Source organism: Streptomyces sp. NPDC053426 (assembly GCF_055585405.1).
Window position 1 is genome coordinate 115,612 of sequence record NZ_JBVJKE010000010.1, and the last position, 12,739, is coordinate 128,350.

Below are 12,739 nucleotides of genomic sequence, written 5' to 3' on the forward strand. Positions count from 1 at the left end.
AAGTTTCACCGTGACCACCACGACTGACCTGGTGTCGTACGAGGACGCGCTGGCGTCGTACGACCCCGTCATGGGCCTCGAGGTCCATGTCGAACTCGGCACCCGGACCAAGATGTTCTGCGGCTGTTCGACGGCGCTGGGCGCCGACCCGAACACCCAGACCTGCCCCGTCTGCCTCGGCATGCCCGGCGCGCTCCCGGTCGTCAACGCGACCGGCGTCGAGTCGGCGATCAAGATCGGTCTCGCGCTGAACTGCGAGATCGCCGAGTGGTGCCGCTTCGCCCGGAAGAACTACTTCTATCCGGACATGCCGAAGAACTTCCAGACCTCCCAGTACGACGAGCCGATCGCCTTCGACGGCTACCTCGACGTGCAGCTGGAGGACGGCGAGACCTTCCGCGTCCTGATCGAGCGCGCCCACATGGAGGAGGACACCGGCAAGTCCACGCACGTGGGCGGTGCCACCGGCCGTATCCACGGCGCGTCCCACTCCCTGCTGGACTACAACCGCGCCGGCATCCCGCTGATCGAGATCGTCACCAAGCCGATCGAGGGAGCGGGCGAGCGCGCCCCCGAGGTCGCGCGGGCGTACGTCCGTGAGCTGCGCGAGCTCATCCGGGCGCTCGGCGTGTCCGAGGCCCGCATGGAGATGGGCCAGATGCGCTGCGACGTGAACCTGTCGCTGCGCCCCAACGGCACCGAGAAGTTCGGCACCCGCAGCGAGACGAAGAACGTCAACTCGCTGCGGTCCGTGGAGCGTGCGGCCCGGTTCGAGATCCAGCGGCATGCCGCCGTGCTGAGCAGCGGTGGCACGATCATCCAGGAGACCCGGCACTTCCACGAGGACACGGGGTCCACGACCTCCGGCCGCGTGAAGGAGGAGGCCGAGGACTACCGGTACTTCCCGGAGCCCGACCTGGTGCCGGTCGCCCCGTCCCGCGAGTGGGTCGAGGAGATCCGTTCCGCCCTGCCCGAGCTGCCGCTGGTGCGCCGCAGCCGGCTCCGCGAGGAGTGGGGGATCTCCGGCACCGACATGCAGGCCATCCTCAACGCCGGTGCGCTGGACCCGATCGTCGCCACGATCGACGCCGGTGCCGACGCGGCCTCCGCCCGCAAGTGGTGGATGGGCGAGCTGGCCCGCGCCGCCAACGAGTCCGGCAAGTCGCTCGACGAGCTGGCGATCACCCCGGAGCAGGTGGCCCGGGTCGCCGAGCTGGTCGTGAAGGGCGATCTGAACGACAAGCTGGCCCGCCAGGTCATCGAGGGCGTCCTCGCCGGTGAGGGCACCCCCGACGAGGTGGTCGACAAGCGCGGTCTGAAGGTCGTCTCCGACGAGGGTGCCCTGGGCACCGCCGTCGACGAGGCCATCGCCGGCAACCCGGGCATCGCGGACAAGATCCGCGGTGGCAAGGTGGCCGCGGCCGGTGCCCTGGTCGGCGCGGTCATGAAGGCCACGCGCGGGCAGGCGGACGCGGCCCGCGTGAAGGAGCTGATCCTTCAGAAGCTGGGCGTCGACGAGGGCTGATCCCCGAAGACGGCGGGAGGGGGCGCATCGGGTTCGATGCGCCCCCTCCCTCATGCGGTCATGCCGTCACGCGGTCAGGCGCGGCGGCCCACCACGCGTGTGAAGCCCAGCGTGCGGCCCCGGTCCGTGCGCAGCATCTCCGCGCTCTGCCGGCTCATCCGCACGTGGAACTCCTCCGTGCTCTCCTCGGCGACGACGTCGCACCAGAGCAGCCACTCCCGCCAGCCGTCCTCCAGCCAGTCGGCCGTCTCGACCTCCACGGCCCCGCTGCGGGTCCAGTGGCGGCGCCACCAGGCGGGGCTGTGGAAGCACCAGAACGCGGGTTCCCAGAAGGGCTTCATGTGCTCCGGCGGTTCGGTGCCCTCGATCTCCTCGGGCAGCGCGGGGACGACGACCCCGATCCGTCCGCCGGGCTTCAGCAGCCGGGTCAGCGTCGGCAGGTAGAGGTCGTCGGTGCCGAAGTACTGGTACGCGTCGACGGAGACGATCGCGTCGAAGCTCTCCTCCCCGAAGGGCAGGTCGTGCGCCTCGGCGAGGACCGGGAACACCCGGTCGGCCACGCCCGCCTCCGCGATGCGGCGCGCGTTGTCGTCCGGCTTGATCCACAGGTCGGCCGCGGTGACCTGGACGTCGTACTCCCTGGCCAGGAAGACCGACGTCATGGCGCGTCCGCAGCCCAGGTCGAGCACGCGTGCGCCGGGGCGCAGGGTGTCGAGGCCGAGGGCCGGGGCGAGCCACTCCAGCAGCCACAGCGCGTGCGGGCCCATCCCGTTCTCGATGGTCCAGCGGGCGTCGTAGGCGCTGCTGCGGGGGTACCGGGGCAGGGTGAGGCGGCTAGCGAGGTCGTCGTGCGGGGTGTTCGATGTGATGTCCGACATCGGTGAACGGGCTCCTTGGGGCCGTGAAGGGGGAAAGGGTCTCGTCGGAGATCGGGCGGACAAGCATCAAAGCACCTGCTTCGGCCGGCGGCGCACTGCCGCGGAACGTCGGAACGGCGGACGGTAGCAGCCGGCCCCGCACCCCCGCACCCGGATTTCCGGGCCGTGGGCGCTACGCTCCCGCGCCATGAGTGGACGTGCCGATTCCGATGACTCGACCGCGGACGTCCGGGAAGAGGACACCGGGCGGGGCGACGGGGCCTCGCGGGAGGTGCGGCGCGCCCGGTGGGCCGCGGTCGGTGCCGGGGCCGTACTCGCCCTCGCGGGTGTGGCCGCCGCCCTGCTCCGTCTCGCGGGTTCCGCGCCGGCCCTCGTCCCCGTCGCGTACGCCTGCGGAGCCGCCGCCTGCGCCCTGGCCGCGGTGCTGGGCTCCCGGGGGCGGACCCGCAGAGCGCTGTGGCTGCTGGTCGCGGGGCTCATGACCATGGCGCTGGGGGACCAGTTCGACTGAGCGGCCGTGGAAATGTGAGTTAGTACACGAAACCGACAAACGATCATCCATGGCTGTAACAGTGTCAGTGCGTTTCTCATACGTTCTTTGCTGGATGTTCGGTCCACGTTCGGCTGTTCCCGGTCAAAGATCCACACCTCAGTCACTCCGGGAGCACGTCTCGTGGCAGCCCTCGCACGCTGGTGTGTCCAACGCCGTCTGATCACCGTCCTGCTCTGGCTCCTCGCCCTCGGCGGGGTCTCCGCCGGGGCCTTCGCCGCCGGCTCCGCCTACTCGAACGACTACGAGGTGCCCGGCACCGAGTCGGGGCGGGCCGCCCGGCTGCTGGAGGAAGGCTTCCCGGACCTCGGCGGCGACAGCGACAACGTGGTCTGGCACACGTCGTCCGGCAGCGTGCGGGACCCCGGCGTCGAGCAGACCATGACCCGCACCCTGGACCGGATCGGGGAGCTGCCCGGCGTGGCCGCCGTGAGCGGCCCCTACGACGACCAGGGCGCCGGCCGGATCAGCGCGGACGGCCGCACCGCCTACGCCACGGTCACCTTCGACGACCAGTCCAAGGACATCGACGCGGGCGAGGCCGCCGCCGTGGTGGAGACCGCCGAGGCCGCCCGGACCGACGGGCTCCAGGTCGAGCTCAGCGGCAGCGCCGTCGAGACCGGCGGGCCCTCCGGCGGGCACACGGCCGAGATCGTCGGCGTGGCCGTCGCCGCCGTCGTCCTCTTCCTCGCCTTCGGCTCGCTCGCCGCCGCGCTGCTGCCCATAGCCACCGCCCTGGTCGGCGTCGGCACCGCCTACGCCGGGATCGTGCTCCTCGGGCACGTCATGACCGTCGCCGACTTCGCCCCCATGCTCGGCATGCTGATCGGGCTCGGCGTCGGCATCGACTACGCGCTGTTCATCGTGACCCGGCACCGGCGCGGACTGAAGCGCGGCCTCACCGTCACCGAGGCCGCCACCGACGCCGTCGCCACCACCGGACGGGCGGTCGTCTTCGCGGGCGCCACCGTCTGCATCGCCCTGCTGGGCATGCTGATCCTCCGGCTGAACTTCCTCAACGGCGTCGCCATCGCGGCCTCGCTCACCGTCGTCCTGACCGTCGCCGCCTCCGTCACCCTGCTGCCCGCCCTGCTGAAGTGCATCGGCATGCGCGCGCTCAGCCGCAGGGAGCGGCGCCGCCTGGCGGAGCACGGGCCCGTGCCGGAGCTGCCGACCGGGTTCGCCGCCCGCTGGTCGGCACTGGTCGAGCGCCGGCCCAAGCTGCTCGGCGCGGTCGCCGTCGTCGTCATGGCCGTCCTCGCGCTGCCCACCCTCTCCCTCCACCTGGGCACCTCCGACCAGGGCAACGACCCCGAGACGTCCACCACCCGCCAGGCCTACGACCTCCTCGCCGACGGCTTCGGCCCCGGCGTGAACGGCCCCCTCACCCTCGTCACCCACGTCGACGGCGCCGGGGACCGGCTCGCCCTGGACAACCTCGACACCACCCTGCGCGCGACCGAGGGCGTCGCGTCGGTGTCTCCCGCGACCTACGGCGCGGGCGGCGACACCGCGTACCTCACCGTCGTACCGGAGTCGTCCCCGCAGTCGAAGCAGACCAGCGACCTGGTCGACCGGCTGCGCGACGACGTGCTGCCGCGGGCCGAGTCGGGCACCTCGCTCGACGTGCACGTCGGCGGTGTGACGGCCGGGTACGACGACTTCGCCGACGTCATCGTCGACAAGCTGCCCCTCTTCGTCGGTGTCGTGATCGGTCTGGGCTGTCTGCTGCTCCTGCTGGCCTTCCGCTCGATCGGCATCCCGCTCAAGGCCGCCGCGATGAACGTGGCCGCCGTCGCCGCCGCCTTCGGCGTCGTCGTCGCGATCTTCCAGTGGGGCTGGGGCAGCGAACCGCTCGGCCTCGGCAGCGCGGGCCCCATCGAGCCCTTCCTGCCCGTGATCATGGTGTCGGTCCTCTTCGGGCTCTCCATGGACTACCAGGTCTTCCTGGTCAGCCGGATGTACGAGGAGTGGCTGGAGACCGGCGACAACCGGCGCGCCGTCCGCGTCGGCCTCGCCGAGACCAGCCGGGTGATCAACTCCGCCGCCGTGATCATGATCTCGGTCTTCCTCGCCTTCGTCCTCACCGGCGACCGGGTGATAGCCATGTTCGGCATCGCGCTCGCCGCGGCCGTCGCCCTCGACGCCTTCGTCCTGCGCACCCTGCTCGTCCCCGCCCTCATGCACCTCCTCGGCGGCGCCAACTGGTGGCTGCCGCGCTCGCTGGACCGGATCCTGCCCCGGATCAGCATCGAGCCGCCCGAGTGCCGCGCCGCCCATGAGAGGCTGGCCGCCGCCACGGACGCCGAGGCGGCGGACGTGCTGGCCGAGGAGGAGCAGCAGCGGGATGTACGCGATACGACTGGGTGACGACGGAGCCGAACTGCGCCCCCTGGAGCCCTGGCACGCCGAGGAGTTCCTGGCCCATCTGGACCGGGGCCGTGAGTTCATCAACCAGTACGTCCCCTTCGGCTCCAAGGCCACGGACGTGGCCGGTGCCCGGGAGGTGCTCCGGCGGTACGCCGACTGGCGTGCCGCCGACACGGCCTCGCTGCACGGGCTGTGGCTGGACGGCACGCTCGTGGGCGGGGTGCTCACCCTGAACTTCGACGCCGGGAACGGAAGCTGCGAGGTCGGCTGCTGGCTGGAGCCCGCCGCCACCGGGCGCGGGCTCGTCACCCGCGCGATGCGGGTGCTCATCGACTGGGCCGTCGAGCAGCGCGGCATCCACCGGGTCGAATGGGTCGCGGCGGCCGGCAACGTGCCGAGCGTCAACATCGCCCGCCGGCTCGGCATGACCCGCGACGGTGTGCGCCGCGAGGCCCACCTCCACCACGGGGTACGCCACGACCTGGAGGTGTGGTCCGTGCTGGCCCCGGAGTGGCGCGCGGCGCGCGACGAGCGTTAAGCGGACTCTCAGAGAGCGTCCGTACGGTGCGGGGCATGGGAACCAGCACAGTGGACGAGACCGGAGCCGGCACCGAGCGCGACGAGACGGCGGTGGACGCCACGGAGCCGGACGATGTCACGGACGCGGTGCGGGACGCCCCCGAGACCGAGGACCGGGCCCCGTCCGGTGTCGGACAGGGCGCCGCCGCGGTCGTCTCCGCGGCCCTCGGCCTCGTCTCGCTCACCGGCGGCTGGCTGGGCACGGTGGCCGCCGCGCGGGAGACCCTCATGGGCCAGCTCGAGACGGCCGCGGACGCCTCCGTCGCCACCCAGGTCGAGGAGGTGTACGGCGACGCCTGGCACACCAGCGCGCTGTGGGCCGGCCTGTTCGCGCTGACCGCGCTGATCGTGGGCGTGGCGGTACTGGCGAGGCCCGCGTTCGGGACGCCGGGACGGACCGCCCAGGCACCCTGGACGAAGTCGGTCGCCTGGGCGGGCGTGTCGCTCGGCGTCATCGGACTGCTGCTGGCGGTCCTCAAGTACACCGACGTACTGCTGGGTCTGCCGGCGACCGGCTGAGCCGGGCCGCGTGAGGGGTCCCCGGGCGCCCGGAGACCCCTCACGCGCGTTCAGGAGGCGAGTACGGCGCGTGCCTCGGCGATGATGGCCGCCAGTTCCTCGGTCTCGGGCCCGGTGAGGGGCGTCAGCGGCGGGCGGACCGGTCCGGCCGCGAGGCCCTCCAGGGTGACCCCGGCCTTCACCAGCGCCACCGCGTACCCCGGAACCCGCTTGCGCAGCCGGACCAAGGGGTGGAAGAAGGTCCGCTGCAGCGCGTCGATCCGCTTCTGGTCGCCCTCCTCCACCGCGCGGTGGAAGGCCAGGGAGACATCGGGAGCGAAGGCGAAGGCCGCCGACGAGTACAGCTTCACGCCCAGCGCCCGGTACGCGAGCTGGCTGGCCTCGGCCGTGGGCATGCCGTTGAAGAACTGGAACTCCTTGCCGGTCCCGTCGAGCGCCTCCCGCACGGCGGGGACGATCCGCGCGAGGAGGTCGAGGTCACCGGTGCCGTCCTTGAAGCCCACGACGGTGGGGAGCTGGGCGACCGCCGCCGCCGAGCGTTCGTCGAAGCGGGCGTTGGCCCGGTTGTAGACGATCAGCGGCAGGGCGGTCTCGCCGGCCACTTCGCGGGTGTAGGCGACGAGCCCGTCGCCGGGGGCCTCGACCAGGTAGGGCGGCATGAGCAGCAGGCCGTCCGCACCGGCCCGGTCGGCCGCCCGCGCGAGTCGGCGGGCCTGGCCGACGGAGCCGCCGGCCCCGGCGTACACCGGGACGCGTCCCGCCACCGCCTCGACGGCGGTGCGGACGACCGCGGTGTACTCCTCGTGGTCCAGGGCGTGGAACTCGCCGGTGCCGCAGGCGACGAAGACTCCGCCCGGTCCGGCGTCGACCCTGGCCGTGATGTGCCGGCGCAGGGCGTCGAGGTCGACGTCACCGGTCTCGGTGAACGGGGTGACGGGGAAGAACAGAACGCCTTCGAGCATGGGTGGTTTCCTACTCTGGGTGAGGGACGGGAGTGCCGGCCGGTGTCAATGGCCGGGGGACGGGGCGCGGACCACGTTGGTGAGCGCGTCCCCCCGCTCCAGCCGGTCGATGTTCTCGGCGATCTCGGTCGCGCGAGCGGCGAAGGTGTCGGCCGTGTGGCCCGAGTGGTGCGGGGTCATCAGTACGTTCGGCAGGTCCTGGAAGGGCAGCCGGCTCGGCGCGTCGGGCGGGCCCGACCACCACACGTCCAGCGCGGCGCCCGCGATGGTGCCGGAGCGGAGTGCCTCGTAGAGCGCCTCCTCCTGGACCACCGGCCCCCGCGCCACGTTGACCAGCAGGGCGTCGGGGCCCATGGCCCTCAGTTCGGCGGGGCCGATCAGTCCGCGGGTGGCGGGACCCAGCGGGACGGTGACCACCACGACGTCGGAGTCGGCGAGGAGTTCCGGCAGCCGGTCGTCGCCGCCCACCCAGTCGGGCCGCAGGTCCGCGGGGAACGGCGCCGAGGGGTCGCGTCGTACGGCGCGGACCCGCAGGCCGGCCGCCTGGCACAGCCGGGCGACCTCGGTGCCGGTCTCGCCGAAGCCGACGACGCCGACCCGGCGGCCGTGCAGCGTGGTCCCGAAGGGCAGTCCGGGGTCGACCGCCACGTTGCGCCACCGCCCGGCGCGCAGCGCGCGGTCGGCGCCCAGGACGTCGCGGGAGAGCATCAGCACCGACATCAGCACGTGCTCGGCGATGGAGCGGCCGTGGTGGTGGGTGGTGGCGACCGTGACTCCCGGGTGGAGCGCGTCCAGCGGGATGCCGTCGTAGCCGGCGCCGACGACGTGGACCAGCCGCAGCCGCCGCGCGCGCCGGGCGTCCTCGGGGCTCAGCTTCGAGCCGACGTAGACGTCGGTGCCGGCGACGGCCTCGGAGCGTCGTACGGCGTCCAGGTCGAAGGTCTCCAGCCAGTCGTGCTCGCCCTGCGTGGACGCCTTGAGCCGGTCGTGGAAGCGGCTCAGGATGCGGTGGTCGAGCATGATGCGCATCAGTCGCTCACCACCTGGGGGTCTTGGTGGAGAAGGACGGTTCGAAGCGGCGCATGTAGCCGGTGTCGTCGCGGTCGCGCAGCCCGCAGTCGAGGTACTGCCGGTGCAGCCGGGCCAGGGCGTCCCGGTCCAGTTCCACGCCGAGTCCCGGAGCCGTCGGCACGGCGAGCCGGCCCTCGGCGAACCGCAGCGGCGCGGGGTCGACGACGTCCTCGTCGGGCCGTTTCCAGGGCCAGTGCGTGTCGCAGGCGTAGGTCAGCCGGGGTGTCGCGGCGGCCAGGTGGGTCATCGCGGCGAGGCTGATGCCCAGGTGCGAGTTGGAGTGCATCGACAGGCCGAGGCCGAAGGTCCCGCAGATCGCGGCGAGCTGTCCGCAGCGCCGCAGGCCGCCCCAGAAGTGGTGGTCGGACAGGACGATGCCGACGGCTCCCTTCGCCACCGCCGGGGCGAGGTCGTCGAAGGAGACCACGCACATGTTGGTCGCCAGCGGCGTGGGCGTCCCGCGGGCCACGGCGGCCATGCCGTCGATGCCCTCGGTCGGGTCCTCCAGGTACTGCAGGACGCCGTCCAGCTCCCGGGCGACGCGCAGGGACGTCTCCGTGCTCCACGCCGCGTTGGGGTCGAGCCGCAGCGGCAGCTCCGGGAACGCCTCGCGCAGCGCCCTGACCGCCGCGATCTCCTCGTCGGGCGGGAAGACCCCGCCCTTGAGCTTGATCGAGGTGAAGCCGTACGCGCCGATCATGCGGCGGGCCTGTTCGACCAGCCCCGCCGGGTCGAGGGCGGGGCCCCAGTCGTCGTCCTCCTGGCCGGGGTGGCCCGCCCACTTGTAGAAGAGGTACGCGCTGTAGGGGACCGAGTCGCGGACCGCTCCGCCCAGCAGGTCGCTGACCGGGCGGCCCACGAGCTTGCCCTGGATGTCCAGGCAGGCGACGTCGAACGGGGACATGACCCGGTCCACGGTGCTGCTGCCCGTGACCATGCCGGACATGCCGTCGCCGCCCGTGGTGTCGGCGCCCAGCGCGCGGGTGGTGCGGGCGGTCAGCTCGTTGAGGCTCCACACGTCCATGCCGGCCAGTTCGTCGGCGGCGCGGCGCAGCCGCTCCAGGTGCACCGTGCCGCCGTAGGTCTCGCCGACGCCGCTGACACCGGACTCGGTGGTGATCTCCACGACGGTGCGCAGGGCGTAGGGCTCGTGCACTCCGACCGTGTTCAGCAAGGGGGGATCCCGGAAGGCCACGGGGGTCACGGTGACGCCGGCGATCCGCTCTGCGGTCCGAACCATGAATGCCATCCTCATATGTAGTCGGCGTTCTCATTTGTAGACAGCCAGGTGCGACGGTGTCAATGGGCGGACCCCGGCACGGGGGTGAGCAGGACCCCCTCGGTCATGAAGCGCTCCACGTTGCGCAGCACCAGATCGCCCATGGCCTCGCGGGTCTCCCGGGTGGCGCCGGCGATGTGGGGGAGCAGGACCACCCGGTCCGAGTCCAGGAGCGCCCGCGGCACGTTCGGCTCGTCGGCGAAGACGTCGAGCGCCGCTCCCGCGATCCGCCCCGTCTCCACCGCCGCGACCAGGGCGGATTCGTCGACGACGCTGCCCCGCGCGACGTTCACCAGATGGCCCTCGGGGCCGAGCGCGTCCAGTACCGCCGCCGACACCAGGCCCTCGGTGCCCGTGCCGCCGGCGACGGTCACGACGAGCGCGTCGCACGCGGCGGCCAGCGCCCGCGCGGTGGGCGGACGGCGGTACGGGACACCGGGCACCGGGGTGCGCGAGCAGTACGCCACCTCCATGTCGAACCCCTCGAGCCGGCGCGCCACGGCCCGGCCGATGCGGCCCAGTCCGAGGACGCCGACCCGCTTCCCGCTCACCCGCGCGGCCAGTGGAAAGGGCGCGGCGCTCCAGTTGCCGGCCCGCACGTAGCGGTCGGCCGCCGACATCCGGCGCATGACGTCGATCAGCGCGCCGACGGCGAGGTCGGCCACGCAGTCGGTGAGCACGTCCGGGGTGTTGCCGACGTCGATGCCGCGCGCCCGGGCGCGGACCACGTCCGTGGTCTCGTGGCCGACGCCGAAGTGGACGATCGCGCCCAGCCTCGGCAGCGCGTCCATCAGGGCGTTCCCGACCCCGAACCGCGCGCCGGCGACGGCGGCGACCACGTCCGCGCCGTGGTCGCGCAGGAAGCGGTCCTGATCGGGCAGTTCGTGCAGACGCACCGTGTGGTGGCGCTCGGCCAGGGCCTGCTCCAGGCCGGGGAGCAGCGGGGACACCTGGAGCACGGTGGCCGGGGCGGTCGTGGTGCCGGGAGTGGGCAGGTGATCTCCTGCCTGGGTCCATGGCGGTGGGGCGGGCGCGGCCCCATGGGTGCCGTGGAAGGCGTGGAAGGCGTCCGGGGTCGCGTGGCCGTCGCGGCCGGGCTGCTCGGACGCCCCGGGTGTCGGCGCCGCGGCATGGCGCCGGGCCGCTCGGCCGGTCGCGCCTCCGTGGTGTCCGGAGAGGCCGTCCGGCCGGTCGCGCCGCCGTGCCGGGCGGGACGGTCGGCCGTGCCCGGACGGACCGGCCGCGCGAGGGACGCGGCACGGATCCGTTCCCGCGCACGTCTTGACGCTGCCACGGTGCCGGTTTAGCTTCGGCGTTCACAGATGCGGACCGGGTACGCAAGTGTAGACAGCCTCTCGCAGTCGCCCGTACGTGGAACGCGACACACCAGCACTCACCGGAGACAGGCCGACGATGAAGTTCTCCGTTTCCCCTCTTCCGCCCACCGGACGAAGGCGCCTCCGCGCGCCGACGGCGACACTCCTGGCGGGCACGGTGCTGCTGTCCAGCGGCTGCGCCGTGGCGGGCAGCGCCGCCGGTGACGCCGGCCGTGCCGACGGCCGCACCCTGCGGGTGGTGCTCACCCAGGAGCCACCGACCCTGGAACCCTGCGAGGCCTCGCTGACCGGCACCGGCGTCGTCGTCCGGTCCAACATCACCGAGCCCCTCGTCGAACGCGACCCCGACTCCGGTGAACTGCACCCACTGCTCGCCACCGGCTGGAAGCAGACCGGCGACCGCACCTGGACCTTCGACACGCGCGAGGGGGTGACCTTCCAGAACGGCGAGCCGTTCACCGCGCGGGACGCCGCCTTCTCCATCGACCGGGCCGTCAACTCCGACCTCGCCTGCAACGTCGAGGGCTATGTCTTCGGTGACGACGACCTGAAGGCCGAGGCGGAGAGCGACACCCGGCTGACCGTCACCACCGAGCGGCCCGACCCGATCCTGCCGCTGCGCCTGAGCTTCGTGGAGATCGTGCCGCGCACAACGAACGCCGAGGCCAAGGTCCGTATCCCCGTCGGCACCGGCCCCTACGCCGTCAGTTCCTGGCAGCCCGGAGCGGCGATCGACCTCAGCCGCTACGACGACTACTGGGGCGACGCCCCCGACTTCCCCCGCGCCCGCTACGTCTGGCGCAGCGACGCCAGTGTCCGCGCCGCCATGATCGACAAGGGTGAGGCGGAGATCGCCGTGGCCCTCGACCCCATCGAGGCCGGGAAGGACACCACGGTCGCCTACCCCAACAACGAGACCACCGCACTGCGGCTGGACGGCCGCGAGGCGCCGCTCGACGACATACGGGTACGCCGCGCCGTCGACCTGGCCGTGGACCGGGACGGCATCATCGACGCCCTGCTCGGCGGACTCGCCGAACCGGCCGGCCAACTGGTCCCGCCCGGAGTGGTGGGACACAGCGAGGGGATCGAACCCACCCGGCAGAACGTGGAACGGGCCAGGGCCCTGATCGAGGAGGCCGAGGCCGACGGCGTCCCCGTCGACCGGCAGATCACCCTGGTCGCCCGCAACGGCATGTTCTCCGGGGTGTCGGAGACGGCCGAGGCGCTCCAGTACCAGATGCGGCAGATCGGGCTGAACGTCAAGGTCCGGATGGCGGACACCGCCACCCAGCTCCAGTACCAGCTCCGGCCGCTGCCCGAGAACGTCGGACCCATCGCCCTGCTGATCATGCACGGCAACCAGGCCGGTGACGCGGCCTTCACCACGAGCCAGTACCTGCTGAGCGACGGACCCCAGTCCACCTTCGGCACCGAGGAGCTCGACCGGCGCATCGCCGACGCGGGCGCGCTCTCCGGCGAGCAGCGGCAGAAGGCCTTCGCCGGCCTGCTCGCGGACCAGAACAGGTCGGTCGTCCAGTACGCCCATCTGGCCCACATGAGCGGACTGCTCGGCCTGTCACCGTCCATCCGGTACGAGCCGAACTCCGCCACCGGCGACGAGATGCGGCTGGCAGAGGTCGGCCCGGCGAAGGCGGGACAGCACTGA

The 12,739-nt window shown here is 72.7% G+C and carries 10 protein-coding genes and 1 pseudogene; 6 read left to right on the plus strand and 5 right to left on the minus strand.

The window, feature by feature from the left end; translation table 11 throughout:
- Positions 1-10: 10 nt before the first annotated feature.
- Positions 11-1,525, plus strand: a complete 1,515-nt coding sequence (gene gatB, locus ACZ62B_RS21230) for an Asp-tRNA(Asn)/Glu-tRNA(Gln) amidotransferase subunit GatB (RefSeq protein ID WP_344560774.1) — start codon at positions 11-13, stop codon at positions 1,523-1,525.
- 74 nt (positions 1,526-1,599) lie between these two features.
- Here gatB and ACZ62B_RS21235 read toward each other — a convergent pair whose 3' ends face one another.
- Positions 1,600-2,403 (minus strand): SAM-dependent methyltransferase, encoded by an 804-nt coding sequence (locus tag ACZ62B_RS21235; RefSeq protein ID WP_469691691.1) that lies wholly within the window; start codon positions 2,401-2,403, stop codon positions 1,600-1,602.
- Between the two features lie 187 nt (positions 2,404-2,590).
- Between ACZ62B_RS21235 and ACZ62B_RS21240 the strand changes: the two genes are divergently transcribed.
- From ACZ62B_RS21240 to ACZ62B_RS21255, 4 genes are all read left to right on the plus strand, one after another.
- Positions 2,591-2,914 carry a hypothetical protein gene (locus tag ACZ62B_RS21240; protein WP_469691692.1) on the plus strand — a complete coding sequence of 108 codons (324 nt, stop codon included), beginning with the start codon at positions 2,591-2,593 and terminating at the stop codon, positions 2,912-2,914.
- 162 nt (positions 2,915-3,076) lie between these two features.
- The gene (locus ACZ62B_RS21245; RefSeq protein ID WP_468719735.1) at positions 3,077-5,323 is read left to right on the plus strand and encodes an MMPL family transporter; all 2,247 of its coding nucleotides are present in this window, start codon (positions 3,077-3,079) and stop codon (positions 5,321-5,323) included.
- Positions 5,301-5,861, plus strand: coding sequence for a GNAT family N-acetyltransferase (locus tag ACZ62B_RS21250; protein ID WP_344560770.1), 561 nt, complete (start codon positions 5,301-5,303; stop codon positions 5,859-5,861). Before ACZ62B_RS21245 ends, ACZ62B_RS21250 begins: the two co-directional genes overlap by 23 nt.
- A gap of 35 nt (positions 5,862-5,896) precedes the next feature.
- Positions 5,897-6,421 (plus strand): hypothetical protein, encoded by a 525-nt coding sequence (locus ACZ62B_RS21255; RefSeq protein ID WP_469691694.1) that lies wholly within the window; start codon positions 5,897-5,899, stop codon positions 6,419-6,421.
- A 50-nt stretch (positions 6,422-6,471) separates the two neighbouring features.
- Here the strand turns inward: ACZ62B_RS21255 and ACZ62B_RS21260 are convergent.
- The 4 genes and pseudogenes from ACZ62B_RS21260 to ACZ62B_RS21275 all read right to left on the minus strand — a co-directional run.
- Positions 6,472-7,386 (minus strand): annotated as a pseudogene (locus ACZ62B_RS21260) (5-dehydro-4-deoxyglucarate dehydratase); the annotation flags it as partial.
- A gap of 42 nt (positions 7,387-7,428) precedes the next feature.
- Positions 7,429-8,412 (minus strand): 2-hydroxyacid dehydrogenase, encoded by a 984-nt coding sequence (locus tag ACZ62B_RS21265; protein ID WP_468719733.1) that lies wholly within the window; start codon positions 8,410-8,412, stop codon positions 7,429-7,431.
- Positions 8,413-8,419: 7 nt separating this feature from the next.
- On the minus strand, positions 8,420-9,694 hold the full coding sequence (locus tag ACZ62B_RS21270; protein WP_468719732.1) for a glucarate dehydratase family protein: 1,275 nt from the start codon (positions 9,692-9,694) through the stop codon (positions 8,420-8,422).
- Between the two features lie 59 nt (positions 9,695-9,753).
- Positions 9,754-10,683 (minus strand): 2-hydroxyacid dehydrogenase, encoded by a 930-nt coding sequence (locus tag ACZ62B_RS21275; RefSeq protein ID WP_469691696.1) that lies wholly within the window; start codon positions 10,681-10,683, stop codon positions 9,754-9,756.
- Between the two features lie 463 nt (positions 10,684-11,146).
- On the opposite strand from ACZ62B_RS21275, the gene ACZ62B_RS21280 reads away from it, so the two are divergent.
- On the plus strand, positions 11,147-12,739 hold the full coding sequence (locus ACZ62B_RS21280) for an ABC transporter substrate-binding protein (protein WP_468719729.1): 1,593 nt from the start codon (positions 11,147-11,149) through the stop codon (positions 12,737-12,739).